Origin of the sequence: Streptomyces sp. NPDC085900 (assembly GCF_044540925.1) — a bacterium.
Taxonomy (GTDB): Bacteria; Actinomycetota; Actinomycetes; order Streptomycetales; family Streptomycetaceae; genus Streptomyces; species Streptomyces gilvifuscus.
Genome location: NZ_JBITSP010000013.1, coordinates 56,226 through 72,514 on the forward strand (window position 1 = coordinate 56,226; position 16,289 = coordinate 72,514).

General features: G+C 72.3%; 13 protein-coding genes. 6 read left to right on the top strand and 7 right to left on the bottom strand.

Annotated elements, in window-relative coordinates:
• Positions 1-194 precede the first annotated feature (194 nt).
• From ACIGDI_RS35210 to ACIGDI_RS35220, 3 genes are read right to left on the bottom strand one after another with little or no spacing between them, the layout of a single operon-like run.
• On the bottom strand, positions 195-830 hold the full coding sequence (locus ACIGDI_RS35210; RefSeq protein WP_200698962.1) for a TetR/AcrR family transcriptional regulator: 636 nt from the start codon (positions 828-830) through the stop codon (positions 195-197).
• A gap of 47 nt (positions 831-877) precedes the next feature.
• A complete protein-coding gene (locus ACIGDI_RS35215; protein ID WP_399905469.1) occupies positions 878-2,962 on the bottom strand; it encodes a YhgE/Pip family protein in 2,085 nt (694 codons plus the stop codon).
• Positions 2,934-3,671, bottom strand: coding sequence for an ATP-binding cassette domain-containing protein (locus ACIGDI_RS35220; RefSeq protein ID WP_399905471.1), 738 nt, complete (start codon positions 3,669-3,671; stop codon positions 2,934-2,936). Before ACIGDI_RS35220 ends, ACIGDI_RS35215 begins: the two co-directional genes overlap by 29 nt.
• Before the next feature lie 171 nt (positions 3,672-3,842).
• Between ACIGDI_RS35220 and ACIGDI_RS35225 the strand changes: the two genes are divergently transcribed.
• The 3 genes from ACIGDI_RS35225 (at position 3,843) to ACIGDI_RS35235 (ending at position 6,037) form a co-directional block, all read left to right on the top strand.
• Entirely contained in the window at positions 3,843-4,409 is a 567-nt protein-coding gene (locus ACIGDI_RS35225; protein WP_399905474.1) for an SAV_6107 family HEPN domain-containing protein, read from the top strand.
• A gap of 188 nt (positions 4,410-4,597) precedes the next feature.
• Entirely contained in the window at positions 4,598-5,368 is a 771-nt protein-coding gene (locus tag ACIGDI_RS35230) for a methyltransferase (protein WP_399905477.1), read from the top strand.
• A 276-nt stretch (positions 5,369-5,644) separates the two neighbouring features.
• Entirely contained in the window at positions 5,645-6,037 is a 393-nt protein-coding gene (locus ACIGDI_RS35235; protein WP_200698967.1) for a DUF3040 domain-containing protein, read from the top strand.
• 628 nt (positions 6,038-6,665) lie between these two features.
• On the opposite strand, the gene ACIGDI_RS35240 is transcribed toward ACIGDI_RS35235, so the two are convergent.
• From ACIGDI_RS35240 to ACIGDI_RS35255, 4 genes are all read right to left on the bottom strand, one after another.
• A complete protein-coding gene (locus ACIGDI_RS35240; protein WP_399905480.1) occupies positions 6,666-9,167 on the bottom strand; it encodes a DUF3488 and DUF4129 domain-containing transglutaminase family protein in 2,502 nt (833 codons plus the stop codon).
• A complete protein-coding gene (locus ACIGDI_RS35245) occupies positions 9,164-10,543 on the bottom strand; it encodes a DUF58 domain-containing protein (RefSeq protein ID WP_399905482.1) in 1,380 nt (459 codons plus the stop codon). Before ACIGDI_RS35245 ends, ACIGDI_RS35240 begins: the two co-directional genes overlap by 4 nt.
• Positions 10,543-11,571, bottom strand: a complete 1,029-nt coding sequence (locus ACIGDI_RS35250; protein ID WP_200698970.1) for a MoxR family ATPase — start codon at positions 11,569-11,571, stop codon at positions 10,543-10,545. The genes ACIGDI_RS35245 and ACIGDI_RS35250 overlap by 1 nt, the downstream gene beginning before the upstream one ends.
• Before the next feature lie 238 nt (positions 11,572-11,809).
• Entirely contained in the window at positions 11,810-12,355 is a 546-nt protein-coding gene (locus ACIGDI_RS35255; protein WP_399905485.1) for a beta-class carbonic anhydrase, read from the bottom strand.
• A 419-nt stretch (positions 12,356-12,774) separates the two neighbouring features.
• Between ACIGDI_RS35255 and rsmH the strand changes: the two genes are divergently transcribed.
• Genes rsmH through ACIGDI_RS35270 form a run of 3 tightly spaced genes read left to right on the top strand, consistent with a single transcriptional unit; the run spans position 12,775 to position 16,247 of the window.
• Positions 12,775-13,734, top strand: coding sequence for a 16S rRNA (cytosine(1402)-N(4))-methyltransferase RsmH (gene rsmH, locus ACIGDI_RS35260; protein ID WP_200698972.1), 960 nt, complete (start codon positions 12,775-12,777; stop codon positions 13,732-13,734).
• A 42-nt stretch (positions 13,735-13,776) separates the two neighbouring features.
• A complete protein-coding gene (locus tag ACIGDI_RS35265) occupies positions 13,777-14,289 on the top strand; it encodes a septum formation initiator family protein (RefSeq protein ID WP_399905488.1) in 513 nt (170 codons plus the stop codon).
• 5 nt (positions 14,290-14,294) lie between these two features.
• Positions 14,295-16,247 (top strand): peptidoglycan D,D-transpeptidase FtsI family protein, encoded by a 1,953-nt coding sequence (locus ACIGDI_RS35270; protein ID WP_399905491.1) that lies wholly within the window; start codon positions 14,295-14,297, stop codon positions 16,245-16,247.
• Positions 16,248-16,289 lie beyond the last annotated feature (42 nt).

The following is a 16,289-nucleotide window of genomic DNA, read 5'->3' on the forward strand; positions in this document are numbered from 1 at the left end:
GGGCGCCGGAACGGAGCGGCCCGCGATCCGCTCCTTCCGCCGGCCGCGGTCGGCGGGAGCGAGGCACGGGGGAACCCGGGGGAACGACCGCAACGGGGGTCCCGACGGGGGGACACGGGGGAGTACGGGGAAGCGCCGGTTCGAGGTGGCCCGCGGGGGACGCGGCCACAACGGACCGGCGCTTTTCGTCGTGCTCAGTCCCGGACGCGGCCGCTGACGCGGCCCTGCAGCAGCCGGGACAGGGCGGCGTGGACGTCGTCCAGGGAGCGCTCCGGCTGGAAGGACTGCCAGTCCAGGGCGGCCACCAGGACCATGCCGACCAGCGCCGACGCGGTCAGCGGCACATCGATCTCGTCGCTGAACTCGCCACCCTCCACGCCGTCCCGGAGCACGCCCTCCACGACGGCCACCGCCTGCTGGCGCACCACCATCAGCGTGGACTGCCAGGCCCGGTTGGTGCGCCACAGCTCGGCCACGTAGAGCTGGGTGAAGGCCGGATAGCGCTCGATGAAGACCAGGCCCGCCCGGATCATCGCGTCCAGGGCGTCGACCTTGCTGCCGCCGTCCCGTGCCGTCTGCTCGGCCGCCTCACGCAGGGAGGCGGTCAGCAGTCCGACGCCGTGCCGCAGCAGCTCCTCGAACAGGACGGACTTGCTCGCGAAGTTGTAGTAGACGGTGCCCTTCGCTACCCCGGCCCGCTCCGCGATCTCGTCCACGGTGGTGGCGGAGAACCCCTGCTCGGCGATGAGCGTGACGGCCGCCTCGTAGAGCTTCTGCCGGGTGGCCTCGCGGCGCGTGCTGCCGCCCGTCGTGGGACTGCTGCTTTCCATGGCCCCGATTGTCACAGGTACGCGCGTGCGCAGCGCCTTCTTCGGGATCACAGCGTCAGCTCCGGGTGCAGCCGGTCCAGCGTCCACACCTGCCGGCGGCGCGCCGACAGCGCCGTCAGCGCGAGGGAGCCGGCCGTGAAGGCGACGAGCACCACGCACGCATGCCAGACGGGCACGAGACCGCCTCCGGTGATGAGCCTGCGGAGGGCTTCCACGATGTAGCTCATCGGCAGGAAGGGGTGGATCGCATTGAAGAACCCGGGGCTGGTCTGCACCGGATACGTGCCGCCCGCGGACGTCAACTGCAGCATCAGCAGGGCCAGTACGAGGATCCGGCCCGCCGCCCCGAAGCGCGCGTTCAGCCACTGCACGATCGCCGCGAAGCACGCCGTCACCAGGAACAGGAAGCCCACCGTGCCGGCCGCCCGGGCCATCTCCAGGCCGATCGCCCAGTGCAGGACGGACATCAGGGCCACCGTCTGCAGCACGCCGACGGCCACCACCGGCAGCCAGCCGGCCAGCGCTATCCGCCAGGCGGGCGCGCCCGTGGCGAGCGCGCGCCGGTTCATCGGCGGGATCAGCATGTACGCCACCATCGAGCCCACCCACAGGGAGAGGGGGATGAAGTACGGGGCGAACCCGGTGCCGTAGTTGGGCGCCTTGTGCAGGTCCTTGGAGACCAGCCCGACCGGATCGGCCATCACCTCGGTGCGCCGGTCGCGGTCCTTCTTGTCGTAGTCGGGGATCTTGCCCGCGCCGTCGTGCAGGCCGCCCGCGAGCTTCCCGGAGCCGTCGGCGAGCTTGTACATGCCGCCGTTGAGGGTCTGGGCACCGGTCTCGAGCTCGCCGATGCCCTTGTCCAGGGCGGAGGCGCCGGAGCCGGCCGTGCCGAGCCCCTGGTGCAGCTTCTTGGCGCCGGCCGCGACCTTCCCGGCGCCCTCGTTCAGCTTGTTGATCTTGGATACGGCGTCGGTGAGGTTCTCCGACAGGTGCGGCGCACGGTCGGCGAGCGCCTGGGCCTGCCTCTGGAGGGTGGCGAGGTTGGCGTCGAGCTTCTTCAGGTCGCCGTCCTGGTCGCCGATCAGCGTGTTCAGGTCGTCGGCGATCGTCGCCACGTCGGCGGCGGCGACCTTGGCCTTCTTCAGGTCCGAGCAGGCCGGGTCCGGCAGCACGGGGTCCTCGCAGCGCGCCCGGTAGACGGCGTCGAGCGCGTCGGAGGCGGTGTGGGCGCCCTTGGCGGCGGCCGGGGCCGTCCGCACGAGGACGTCGAGGTTGTCGCGGATGCCCTTGGCGGAGTGGGCGACCAGCCGGGCGGTGTCCCCGATGGTCTGCTCGTTGTCCTTGAGGAACGGGCCCACCTTCTTGTCGATCCCGTTCACCTTGTCCGCGAGCGCCTGCGTGCCGGCCGCGACCTGCCGCGAGCCGTCCGCGAGGTCGCCGGCGCCCTTGTGAAGCTTCGTCAGCCCCTTGACGAGCTTTCCGCTGCCGCTCTCGGCGTCCTGCAGCCCGTCGGCGAGGTCCTTGGAGCCCTTCTTCGCCTTCCCTATGCCCCCGTTGAGCTGGTCGGCGCCCTTCGCGGCCTTCACGGTCGCGCCGTGGATGTCGGAGAAGGAGATGAAGATCCGGTCCAGGAAGGAGCGCGAGGCCTTCGTGGACGCGGCCGTGCGCACCTCGTTGAAGACCGTCTTGGAGATCTGTCCGACGATGTAGTTGTTGGCGTCGTTCGTGCGCACCCGGAGCGCGCCGGTCTCGGGGGAGTCTCCCGCGCTGGAGGCGATCCGCCTGCTGAAGTCGGCCGGCATGGTCAGCGAGAGGTAGTACGTGCCGTTCTCCACGCCCGCGCGTGCCTGCTCGTCGCTGACCTCGTGCCAGTCGAAGACCTCGCTGTCGCGCAGTCCCTTGGTGAGGTCGTCGCCCGCCGTGATCCGCTTCCCGTCTGCGGTGGCCCCCTTGTCGTCGTTGACGAGCGCCACCGGGATGCGGTCGAGCCGGCCGTAGGGGTCCCAGAACGACCACAGGTACAGGGCGCCGTAGAGCAGCGGCAGCACCAGCAGGGCGACGAGCGCGGCGCGCGGCAGTTTCCCCCTGCCGAAGCGCCGCAGCTCAAGAGCGGCCAGTTTCGGCGAGCGCATCGGCCTTCTCCTTCCCCGACGTGCTCACGGCCACGGTCTCCTCCGGGGCCTGGCTGCAGACGGCCAGCACCGTGGTCCCGGCCGCGGCGACGGACCGCAGCAGCGCCCAGACCTCGGCCTGTTCGGCGTCCGAGAGCTTGAGGTCGGTGTCGTCGACGCCGAGCAGCCGCGGGCCGCCGATGAGCGCCAGGGCGACGGACAGGCGCAGCGCCTCCAGCCGCTCCAGGTCGCGTACGGCGGTACGGGAGCCCTTGGGCAGGGTCTCCGTGTCCAGCCCGGCGGCGGCGAGGGCGGCGTCGATCCGCAGCCGCGCCTCCAGCAGGCGCTCGGCCCGCGGCCGCAGCAGCTCCCGCAACGAGTCGCCGAACCGGCGCTGCAGCAGGGCCCGTTCGCGCAGGTGCTCGCCGACGGTCAGGGCCGGGTCGAGGTCGGTCACCCCGGCGACGTTGGCCACCGCGCCGACGCGGCGGACGGCCGCCAGATGCTTGGGCAGTTTGGAGTCGCCGACCGTGGCCACTCCCTCGGTGGACCTCATCCGGCCCGTGAGTGCCAGCAGCAGGCAGGTGCGGCCGGACCCGGACGGACCCTCGATCGCGATCAGCGAGCCGGGCTCCGCGTCGAACGTGACGTCGCGGAAGGCCCAGCCGCGTGGGCCCTTGAGCCCGAGTCCGCGGGCCGTGACACCGATTCCGGGCACGGTTTCCCCCATCCCTGGATGTGTACTTCAATTGAACTGACTGGTCAGTGCAAAAACTACTCCGAACTTTCGATCGAAGCAAAAGCCCAGGTCGGAACGGATTGTCAGTGCCATACCCCACGATGGGCACATACGACATCCCGTATGTGGGCATGCCGTCACGCAGACGACAGGAGGTTCGTCATGGCCAGTTACCACGCAGCAGCCGCCCGTCGGCGCCGCGCCACCGGCCCTGCCCCCTCACTGACCGGACCGGCCAGCGACGTGCACCCGGTGCTCCGCCGGGCCGCCGCCCCGCCCGCCGCCCTCGACCTGCTCGCCCAGGCCCGCGCCGGACTGGACGAGGCGGCGGTCCTCGAGACGCCCAACGAGCGCTACGCCACGGCCCACCTCGCCGCCCTGCGCACGGCCGCCGCGGTCCTCGCCGCGCGAGGCCGCCCGGAGCCCACCCCTAGGCGCCGGGCCCGCATCCGGAGCGCTTGGGAAGTGCTCCCCGAGATCGCGCCCGAACTCGCCGAGTGGAGCGCGCTGTTCGCCTCCGGGGCCCGGCGCCGCGCCCGGGCCGAGGCCGGCATCCAGGGCGCGGCCACCCGCCGGGACGCCGACGACCTCATACGCGACGTGGCGATGTTCCTGCGCCTCGTCGAGCGGATGCTCGTCCTCCAGCCGGTCCTGCCGCAGCCCCGCCAGGACGCGGACCACCCGGGGACGGACCCGGACGCAGGCCGGGACTTCCCCGACACCGGGTGACCGGCACGGGTGACCGGGCCCGCCACGCGAGACGTTCCGCAGGGCACACCGCACGGTGACCAGGCAGGGCGTCCGAGGCAATAGGGTGGAGAACGCCTGAAGTCTTCCCCGCCGCGCGTGCGGGCCGGGAAGGCAGCCCGTTCGCTCCGCCGTGCAACAGGCGGTGCCGCGCCGAGGAGTCAACTGCCGTGTCGGACCCGCTACGACCTCGCGCCTCTCTCCGTACCGCCGTGGTCTGGGAAGTCCTCCAGGACGCCCTCGACCGGCGGGTCAAGGCCACGGGCCGCGACGCGCTGGACGTCCTCGACACCGGAGGCGGCAGCGGCAACTTCGCGGTGCCCCTCGCCCGCCTCGGCCACCGCGTGACCGTCGTCGACCCCAGCCCGAACGCGCTGTTCGCGCTGGAGCGCCGCGTCGCCGAGGCCGGCGTCGCCGACCGGGTGCGGGGCGTCCAGGGCGACGCGCACGGCCTCTTCGACGTGGTCGAGCGCGGCAGCCACGACGTGGTGCTGTGCCACGGCGTCCTGGAGTACGTCGACGACCCGGCCGAGGGCCTGCGCAACGCGGTCGCCGCCCTGCGTCCCGAGGGCGTGCTCAGCCTGCTGGCGGCCGGACTCGGCGGCGCCGTGCTCGCGCGGGCCCTGGCCGGCCACTTCAAGGAGGCCCGGCAGGCGCTCGGCGACCCGAACGGCCGGTGGGGCGAGGGCGACCCCGTGCCGCGCCGGTTCACCGCCGAACAGCTCACCGCCCTGGTCGAGGGCGCGGGCCTCCGGGTCGGCGCCGTGCACGGCGTACGGGTCTTCGCCGACCTTGTGCCGGGCGTGCTCGTCGACACCGAGCCCGGTGCCCTGGAGGCTCTGCTGAAGCTGGAGGAGGCGGCGGCGGAACTCCCCGCCTTCCACTCCGTGGCGACCCAGCTTCATGTGCTCGGTGAGACGCGAGGGGCCGACGAGGCCTGAGTCTCCTCCCGAGACGCGCCGCTGATCAGCGCGTTGGCTGCGCATGGAGTACGCCACAGGCCCCCCGTTCGGGGGCTCGGAGCCGTATGATCGAAGGAGATCACCCGGCATGACGGGCCGGTCGCTGGGGAATGGAAGATTCAGCGAGCCGGGACGTCGATGGCGGATTCCGGTTGGCCAATTGGCGCAGAGGGGCGGGTTTCACGGGGGCGATTCCCTGCCTATCCTGAAGGGACCCCCGGGTCGCCCCGGCGACTGCACGATGAGGAGGACTCCGTGCCGCTCTCGGAGCACGAGCAGCGCATGCTCGAGCAGATGGAGCGAGCGCTGTACGCCGAAGATCCCAAGTTCGCGTCGGCGCTCGAGGGAAGCGGGCTGCGTACGTACACCCGGCGGCGGGTCTACCAGGCGGTCGCGGGCTTCCTCGTGGGTATCGCGCTCCTCATGGCTGGAATGGTCGCCAAGCAGGTCTGGCTCAGCGTGGTGGGTTTCCTCGTGATGCTGGGCTGTGCCGTACTGGCCGTGACCGGTTGGCGCAAGGCTCCCAAGCCGGGTGAACAGCCCGCCGCGGGCGCCCCGCACGCGCGCCGCCAGGGAAGGCCGAAGCGCTCAGTGATGGACCGCATCGAAGAGCGCTGGCAGCGGCGCCGCGACGAGCAGGGCCACTAGCGCTCCCCATACCGATGAGGGGGTGACCACCACGGGTGGTCACCCCCTCACGTATGCCCGACGACGAGGCCTCGCATGTACGCCGGTGCCCGACGGTCCCGCATCGCCGGTGCCCGGCGGGAGGGCTCAACCCATCTGCGTCCGACGGTCGGCCGTCAGGCGGTGCGCTGTGGCCGCGGGCCGGCTGGCAGGGGGCTGTCCTGCGCCTGCGGGGCGGCTGGCAGGGCGCTCGCCTGTTGCCGTGGGGCGGCTGGCAGGGTGCCGCTCTGCGCCTGCGGGGCGGCTGGCGGGCGCTCACTGGCGCCCGCGTGCTGCCCTCTAGGCGCTCACCTGCGCCCGCGGCTCGACCGGCAGGGCGCGCTCCGCCTGCGCCCCGCGTGCCGGCTCTCAAGGCGCGCGCCTGTGCCCGAGGGTCGGGTGGCAGCGGCGCTCGCCCTGCGCCCGCGTGTGGGTCCTCAGCGCACTCACCTGCGCCCCGCGTGCCGGCTCTCAAGGCGCTCACCTGCGCCCGCGGCTCGACCGGCAGGGCGCTCGCCCTGTGCCCGTGACCCGGGCACGGGACGCTCGCCCTGCGCCCTGTGCCCGGGGCACAAGACGTTCGCTCGCCCTGTGCCCGGGGCCCCGGGCCTCAGCCGCTCTGCTGTCCCGACGGGCGTCGTAGCAGTGCGGTCCAGCGTTCCGTCGTGCGGTTCTTGAAGGCGTTCCAGCGGTCCGAGGTGTCCCAGAGGGCGCGGACCGCCGACCGTGGTGCGAGGACCGCGCGCACCCGGGTCGTCCAGCTCGCCCGTGAGCGCAGTGCCGCCCGCAGGGTGCGGACGTCGTCGGCCAGCCCGGGCGTGGCGTGCGGCCGTGGCGCGAACAGCACCTGTTCGACCGCGCTCGCCACCCGGTGCACCGACTCCGCGGCGACCGGTTCCAGTTCCCCGAGCCGTACGATTCGCGCCGCCGCCTTCCGCGGGGTCAGCGCGTCGTCCGGCACGATGCCGTAGTCCCAGGCGGTGTCGGTGAGCTCACGCCAGACGGCCAGCACATGCCCGGCGGCGACCTCGGCGGCGTACTGCGCCTCCGCCTCGACCGTCGTGGAGCTGCCCGTCAGTGTGACCTCACCGGCGGCGAGGCCGTCCGCGGACCGCTCCCTGCGGCCGCGTGCCGACACCGTGCCGGACGCGGAGTGCTGGGCCGAGGCCAGCCGCACCGTGCGCCGGCGGATGCGCCACAGCATGGGCAGCAGCGGCACGACGAGCGCGAGCAGACCGAGGAGCGTCCACCCGGCGACGTACCAGGCAGGACCGCCGCCTCCTGGCTTGGCCGCGTCCACCGGGAGGGCGTTGCCGCACTCCTGGAGCTTCTTCTGCTGCACCCCGCAGCTCGTGCTCGCCGACGGCGCCGCCGACGCGGACGCGCCCGCCGACTGCGAGCTCCGCGGCAGGTCGGGAAGGCTGCTGCCCGGCGTGTCCGACTGCGTGTACGACGGCGTCACGCCCCGGTTGGGGGTCGGCTCGAAGCGGGTCCAGCCCACGCCCTCGAAGTACAGCTCGGGCCAGGCGTGGGCGTCCTTCAGGCCCACCGACACCGAACGGTCCGACTGCGGGGTGCCGGGCGCGAAGCCGACCGCGACCCGGGCCGGGATGCCCAGGCTGCGGGCCATCGCCGCCATCGCGAAGGAGAAGTGGACGCAGAAGCCCTCCTTGTCCTTCAGGAACTTCGCTATCGCCTGCGGGCCGGTGCCGACCTGCACCTGGGTGCTGTACTGGAAACCGCCGTTGACGGCGAACCAGTCCTGGAGCTTGACCGCCTGCTCGTAGTGGCTCGTCGAGCCCTCGGTGACCTTGCGGGCGGTCGTCCGCACCACGTCGGGCAGCGACTTCGGCAGCTTGGTGTACTCGTCCTTCAGCGCCTTGGGCGGCTCCGGCGCCTCGGCCAGCTGCTCCGCCGTCGGCTGCACGTCGAGGCTCTTGACCAGGTACGTCTTGCCGCGGGTGGTCTCGCCGTGGTCGCCGACGAGCGTCATGCCCACCGGTTCGTAGCGCCACTTGCCGCCGACCTCCACGCCGCTGGGCGGGTAGGGCATCGGCAGCCAGTCCTGGGCGTACCAGTCCGCGGCCGAGACACGGGTCTCGATCTCCGCGCGCTTGACGTCCGGGCCGAGGCCCGTCGGGGTGGGGAGCTTGTCCGGCACGCCGGTGACATGCCGCTTGGACGGCTTCCAGGTGCTGCCGTCGAAGTCGTCCAGGGACACGATCCGCAAGTACAGGTCGGCGACGTCGCCGTTGGTCTTCAGGGACAGGACCTGACGGTCCTCGTCCACGTTCAGGCTGTCGCGCAGCGACACCAGGGGGTTGACCGCGGAGATCGTGCCCCCGCTGCCGTTGCCGGCCCCCACGCCCGTCCCGGCGCCGTCCAGCAGACCGCCGCTCATCGAGGGCAGAACGACCGGCACCACGAGGGCGAGCCCCAGGGCGAGCACCCCGATGCGCCGTCCGGTACGCACCGGCGCCATCGCGCCCGGCTCCCCGCCCGGGGTGCGCGGCGCCCCGCCGAACACCCGCCCCCACTGCGAGAGCCGGTCCCGGCCCTCCGCGAGGAGCAGCATCAGATAGCCGGCCGCCGCCACCAGGAACCACAGCCAGTCGGTACCGCCGTCGGACAGTCCCGCGGCGACGGAGTACAGCGCGAGCAGCGGCAGCCCGGCGGGGGCCGCGCTGCGGAAGGTCACCGCGAGGGTGTCCACCGCGAGCCCGATGATCATGACACCGCCGAGCAGCATCAGCCGGATGCCGTGCGACTCCAGCGGCGCCGGTATCGCGTACCGCGCGATGTCGTCGCCGCCCTGCTGCAGCAGATCGGCGAAGTGCCGGAAGGCCTCCGGCCCGGGCACGATCCCGATGAACGCCTGCTGCCGGGCGAAGACCAGTGTGAGCATCAGCAGGGTCACGAGGGCCTGCGCCGCCACCGTCAGCGGCCGGGCCAGCGGCACCCGCCGGGTCGCCGCGCCCACGCCGGTCTGCACGCCCAGCATGAGGGCCGCCTGCAGGATCCAGGTGGCGGGCGTGACCAGGGGCAGCAGGGCGCAGGACGCCATCAGCGTGGCCGCCCAGGTGCACAGTGCCAGTCGTGCCCGCCCGCTCATGAGCCCGCCCCCTCACCGTTCGCCCCGCTCGCCGCGGCCACGCCCAGACCCGCGCGCTCGCGGTCCGCCTGCCGCCACAGCTCGCTCAGCGCGGTGCCGCGCGGCACGCTCAGGGCCGTCCAGCCCGCCTCCCGCAGCATCCGCAGCCGCTCCTCACGCCGGTTCAACGGCCCGGGCACATCGGTCGGTTCCCGCACCCACGCGTCACTGTCCAGCAGGAAGGCGACCGCGCCCCCGCTGCGCTGGCGCATCTTGGCGACGATCGTGGCCTGTTCCTCGTCCAGGTCGCCGAAGAAGGCCACCAGCAGCCCCTCGTTGCCGCCGCGCAGCACGTCGTACGCCCTGGACAGGCCCGCGCCGTCCGAGTGGTCGACTACCGCGAGGGTGTCCATCATCAGCCCGGCCGCGTCGGCCGTCTCCTGGCTCGCCCCGGCGAACCCGTCGGCGCCCTCGCCGGGCACGGAGTTGCCGGTGTCGGTCAACAGCCGCACGGAGAAGCCCCGTTCCAGCATGTGCACCAGGACGGACGCGGCGCCCGAGACGGCCCACTCGAAGGCCGAGTCGGGGCCCGCGCCCCGGAAGCCGATGCCCCGGGTGTCCAGCAGCACCGTGCACCGGGCGCGCTGGGGCTGCTCCTCGCGGCGCACCATCAGCTCGCCGTAGCGGGCGGTGGAGCGCCAGTGCACACGGCGCAGATCGTCGCCGTAGCGGTAGCCGCGGGGAATCACGTCGTCCTCGCCGGCCAGGGCCAGCGAGCGCTGCCGCCCGTCGCCGTACCCCTTGGACTCGCCGCTGAGGCGCACCGGCGGCAGCGCCTCCACGCGCGGGATCACCGTCAGGGTGTCGTACGAGGAGAAGGAGCGGGTCAGTTCGCACATGCCGAACGGGTCGGTCAGGCGCAGCTGGAGCGGGCCCAGGGGGTAGCGGCCGCGCAGGTCGGAGCGGACGCGGTAGGAGACCTCGCGGCGCCCGCCCGGCTCGACGCGGTCCAGCACGAAGCGCGGGCGCGGGCCCAGGACGTAGGGCACCCGGTCCTGGAGCATCAGCAGGCCCGTGGGCAGCCGGGAGACGTTGTCCATCCGCAGATGGACCCGGGCCTCGCTGCCGGCGGGCACGCGCTCGGGGGAGAGGCGGCGGCTGCCCGCGACCCGGTAACGCGTGCGGTAGAGGAAGACCGCGCAGACCAGGGGCAGCGCGGCGAGCAGCAGGCCGACCCGCAGCAGATCGCTCTGGCCGAGGACGTAGGCGCAGATCGCGGCCGCGATGCCGGCCGCCAGGAAGGAGCGCCCACGGGTGGTCAGACCCGCCAGGGCGGTGCGGATGCCGCCCTTCTCACCGCGGTCGGCGTCCGCGGGCCCGCCCGCCCCGGTGGTCATCACAGCCTCCGCGGCGGCTGCTGGCCGTATGCCGGCGTGCCACGCCCGAGGGCGCCCTGCTGGGGCGTCGCGGGCACCGGCGTGCGCTGCAGGATCTCCTGGACGACCTGCTCGGCGGTGCGGCGGTTGAGCTGGGCCTGGGCGGTGGGCAGCAGCCGGTGTGCCAGGACGGCCACGGCGAGCGCCTGGACGTCGTCCGGCAGGGCGTACTCCCGGCCGCTCAGGGCCGCGGAGGCCTTCGCCGCGCGCAGCAGGTGCAGCGTCGCGCGCGGGGAGGCGCCGAGTCTGAGGTCGGGGTGGGTACGGGTGGCCGTGACCAGGTCGACCGCGTAGCGCCGGACCGTTTCGGCGACGTGCACCGAGCGGACGGCCTCGATCAGCTTGACCATGTCGTGCGCGTGCGCCACCGGCTGCAGGTCCTCCAGCGGGGACACACCGCCGTGCACGTCGAGCATCTGCAGCTCGGCCTCCACGCTCGGGTAGCCCACCGAGACCCGGGCCATGAAGCGGTCGCGCTGGGCCTCGGGCAGCGGGTAGGTGCCCTCCATCTCCACCGGGTTCTGCGTGGCCACCACCATGAAGGGGCTCGGCAGCTCGTACGTCTGCCCGTCGATGGTGACCTGGCGCTCCTCCATCGACTCCAGCAGCGCGGACTGGGTCTTGGGCGAGGCGCGGTTGATCTCGTCGCCGATCACGATCTGCGCGAAGATCGCTCCGGGCTTGAACTCGAAGTCGCGGCGCTGCTGGTCCCAGATCGACACGCCCGTGATGTCCGAGGGCAACAGGTCCGGGGTGAACTGGATGCGTCGCACCGAACAGTCGATGGACCTCGCCAGGGCTTTGGCGAGCATGGTCTTGCCCACGCCGGGGACGTCCTCGATCAGAAGATGTCCCTCGGCGAGCAGTACGGTCAGCGAAAGCCGTACGACCTCGGGCTTGCCCTCGATCACTCCTTCCACCGAACTGCGGACCCGCTCCACAGTGGCAGTCAGATCACTAAGGCTCGCTCGATCGTCATAGGTCGTCACCCGGCCCTCCTCGGCCCGTTCTTTCATGGGCCGATGCACAGACGTACGCCCCGGCCCACCCCGAATCACGGACACCACGCGGGAAAAGTTCCGCGCGGCGCCACACCCCGCATTCTTGCTGCCGTTACCGTTTCGTGTCACTCGACTGTGGACAAGTGGCCGCGATATGTCGGGTTTTACGGAGCTTGGGCTCCAGCATGCGCGCGTTCTGAGAAGAACGAGAAGGGCCGGGGACCGATCACACGGGGTCGATCTCGCGCAGCAGGCCGGTCTTCACGTCGAAGACGAAGCCGCGCACGTCGTCCGTGTGCAGCAGGAACGGCGAGGTGCGCACCCGCTGCATGGACTGGCGGACGTCCTGGTCGACGTCCGCGAAGGCCTCCGCCGCCCAGGCGGGGCGCTGGCCGACCTCCTCCTCCAGCTCGGTGCGGAAGTCCTCCGTGATGGTCTCCATGCCGCAGCCGGTGTGGTGGATGAGGACGATGCTGCGGGTGCCGAGCTTGCGCTGGCTGATGGTGAGCGAACGGATCACGTCGTCGGTGACCACGCCGCCCGCGTTGCGGATGGTGTGGCAGTCGCCGAGCTGCAGACCGAGCGCCTTGTGCAGGTCGATACGGGCGTCCATGCAGGCCACGACCGCCACGTGCAGCACGGGGCGGGCGTCCATCCCGGGGTCGGTGAACGCCTCGGCGTAGCGTTCGTTCGCCTCGACCAGGCGGTCGGTGACCGTGCCGCCTCGTATGGCGCCTTCGGATTCGGTGGAAACGGATGCGGAAGTCGTCATAGTCATGACGTTACTGGTCACCGCCGATTCGGTCTGCGTGTGAGGGTGGGAAAAGAGCGTCATCACGGTCCTCTTGTGAGGTAACCCACATAGGTGGCGGACGGAAAGCCGTACGGGTGATTTTCCCCGGTATGCCGCTTCGCACGCACCTCGGGGCGCGACGCGCAGGCCGGTTGATTGACCGCGAGACACCGTGGACTAAAGTGGCGCGAAGCGGGAGGCGAGGCTCTCCCTGCTGGACTGACATCCCCGGAGACCCGGCGATTTTCCGGGCTCTCCCCACGTGCGCGGCGCGTACGTACGGCTCGGCCTCCTCCCGCTCACGGCCGGCTGACGCTTCCGGCGCCGGCAGGCCTCCCCTTCACGAGCGGGCGGGGACCCGGCGGTGCGTACGGCCCAGCCGGACCTGAGAGGGCCCCTTGAGCCAGAGTCGACACGTCCCGGTGATGCTCCAGCGGTGCCTGGATCTGCTGGCGCCCGCGCTGGAGCGGCCGGGAGCGGTGGTCGTCGACTGCACCCTCGGACTCGGCGGTCACAGCGAGGCCCTCCTCCAGCGGTTCCCCGAGGCCCGGCTCGTCGCCCTCGACCGCGACAAGGAGGCGCTGCGCCTGTCCGGCGAGCGGCTCGCGCCCTTCGGCGAGCGCGCCACCCTGGTGCACGCCGTCTACGACGAGCTCCCCGACGTACTGGACCGGCTCGGTATCGCGCGCGTGCAGGGCGTCCTGTTCGACCTCGGCGTCTCCTCCATGCAGCTCGACGAGGCCGACCGCGGCTTCGCCTACGCCCAGGACGCCCCGCTCGACATGCGCATGGACCAGACGACCGGGATCAGCGCCGCCGAGGTCCTCAACACCTACCCGCCCGGCGAACTCGTCCGCATCCTGCGCGCCTACGGCGAGGAGAAGCAGGCCAAGCGGATCGTGTCCGCCATCGTGCGCGAGCGCGCGAAGGAGCCCTTCGACAACAGCGCGCGGCTCGTCGAACTCATCCGGGACGCCCTGCCGCAGGCCGCCAAGCGCACCGGCGGCAACCCGGCCAAGCGCACCTTCCAGGCCCTGCGCATCGAGGTCAACGGTGAGCTCTCCGTGCTGGAGCGGGCGATCCCGGCGGCCGTGAAGGCGCTCGCCGTGGGCGGACGGATCGCCGTCCTGTCGTACCACTCGCTGGAGGACCGGCTGGTCAAGCAGGTGTTCGCGGCCGGTGCGGCCACCACCGCGCCTCCCGGGCTGCCGGTCGTCCCCGAGCGGTACCAGCCCCGGCTCAAGCTGCTCACGCGCGGTGCCGAACTTCCCACCGAGGAAGAGGTCGCCGAGAACCGGCGGGCGGCACCGGCGCGGCTGCGCGGGGCCGAGCGCATCAGGGAGGACGCCGAACAATGAGGGGCGTGAGTGAGTTGGGAAACCGCACTCACTGGAGGCCGTGTGAGTAGGAAACCCGAACTGAGGGGGCGGGCCGCTCGTCTCGCCCGGCTCTTCCCCGGCCCGGGAAGCTCCGGGCAGGCGGCCCGCACCCCCTTCGTGCTTCTCGTCGTGCTCCTCCTCGGCGGCGGTCTGATCGGTCTGCTGGTGCTGAACTCCGCGCTCAGCGAGGGCTCGTTCAAGCTGGACGACCTGCAGAAGGACACCAAGAACCTCACCGACGAGGAACAGGCGCTCCAGCGGGACATCGACGCCTACTCCGCGCCGGACGCCCTCCAGCGCCGCGCCCGGGAGCTCGGCATGGTCCCCGGCGGCGACCCCGCCTTCCTCGCCCCCGACGGCACGGTCAAGGGGGTCCCCTCGGCCGCCGCCCAGCAGTCCGCCGCACAGATCCCGCTGGTCCTGCGCCCGCCGGAGACCCTCGCCCAGTCACCGGCCGACACCGTCTCGCAGGCCGGCACCCCCACGGCGGTCCCCACGCCCGCGCTCACCCCCACCACGATCCCCGGCAGGTGACGGAAGTGTCCGACAGGGAACCGCCGCGCCGCCGCGTGCCCGGCCCCGCGCGTCCCGTCCGCCCCGCCGCCGGCCGGCAGCGCCCCGGCCCCGGCGCCCGCCCGGCCGCCCGCCGCCCGGCACCGGCCCGCCCGGCGGCCCCCAAGCCGCTGCGCCTGGGCAGCCCGCGCCCCCGGCTGCGCCTGGTCGGCCTGGCCCTCGCCATCGTCCTGATCGCCTTCGTCGTACGACTGCTGCAGGTCCAGGCCGTCGACGCGAGCACCTACGCCGCCATGGCCGACCAGAACCGCTACGTCGGCCAGGTCCTGCCCGCCGAGCGCGGCGGCATCACCGACCGCGACGGCGTGGCCCTCGCGACCAGCGTGGACGCCTACGACATCACCGCCGACCCCACGATGTTCACCCGCGAGCAGCTGAAGATCGACGACGGGCCCGAGCAGGCGGCGGCACTGCTCGCGCCCATCCTCGGCGTGGACCAGGACGCCCTGGTCAAGAAGCTCCGGCCGAAGAACAAGGCGCTGCGCTACACCCTGCTCGCCCAGCGGCAGACGCCGCAGGTGTGGACGCAGATCAAGGACCTGAAGGCCGCGCTGGCGAAGAAGTCGGACACCGCCGACGTCCTGGCCGGCGTCTTCTCCACCCCCAGCAGCAAGCGGATCTACCCCAACGGCGCCCTCGCCGCCGGGATACTGGGCTGGGTCAACGCCGACGGCAAGGGCGGCGGCGGCATCGAGCAGGAGCTGAACAGGGAACTGTCCGGCAAGGACGGCAAGATCCGCTACGCCCAGTCCGGCGGCCGGCTGGTGCCCACCGCGGGCTCCACGGAGACCCCCGCGGTGCCCGGCAGCGACGTCGAGCTCACCATCGACCGCGACATCCAGTGGGCCGCCCAGAGCGCGATCAGCGAGCAGGTGAAGAAGTCCGGGGCGGACCGCGGGTACGTGATAGTGCAGGACACCCGCACCGGCGAGATCCTCGCGATGGCCAACTCGCCCGGCTTCGACCCGAACGACCTGTCCAAGGCGAACCCGAACGCCCTGCACAACTGGGCCGTCGAGGACGCCTACGAGCCCGGCTCCACCGCCAAGATCATGTCGATGGCCGCCGTGCTGCAGGAGAACGTGGCCACGCCGCTGACCCACGTCGTCGTGCCCAACCGGCTGCACCGCGGCGACCGTCTGTTCAAGGACGACATCGACCACAAGACCTGGGACCTCACGCTCAACGGCGTGCTCGCCAAGTCCAGCAACATCGGCACCATCCTGGCCACCGGCCAGCTCGGCAAGACGCAGGCACAGGCCAACCAGGTCCTCTACAAGTACCTGCGCGGGTTCGGCCTCGGCAGCTACAGCGGACTGGACTTCCCCGGCGAGACCAAGGGCATCCTCGCCCCGCCCGACAAGTGGTCGACCTCGCAGCAGTACACGATTCCTTTCGGCCAGGGCATGTCGCTCAACGCGCTCCAGGCGGCGTCGGTCTACTCGACGATCGCCAACGGCGGCGTCCGCGTCGCACCCACCCTCGTACGCGGCACGAAGGGACCCGACGGACGGTTCGTGCCGGCCGCGGAGCCCAGGAAGACAAGGGTCGTGAGCGCGAAGACGGCGAAGACGCTCGCCCAGATGCTGGAGTCGGTCGTGGACGACCAGGAGGGCACGGGCGCCAAGGCGCGCATCCCCGGCTACCGGGTGGCGGGCAAGACGGGTACGGCCAACCGCGTGGATCCGGCCACCGGCAAGTACCGCGGATACACGTCCTCGTTCGCCGGGTTCGCCCCCGCGGACAACCCTCGCGTGACCGTCTACTGCGCCATCCAGAACGCCACGAAGGGCAACTACTTCGGCGGCCAGATCTGCGGACCCATCTTCAAGGAGGTGATGGAGTTCGCACTCAAGACCCTCCAGGTCCCGCCGACGGGCGCCCAGCCCGCGCGACTGCCCGTCACCTTCACTCCCTGATCAGCGCAACCAGTCAGGAACGCTCCGTGACCATGATCACTC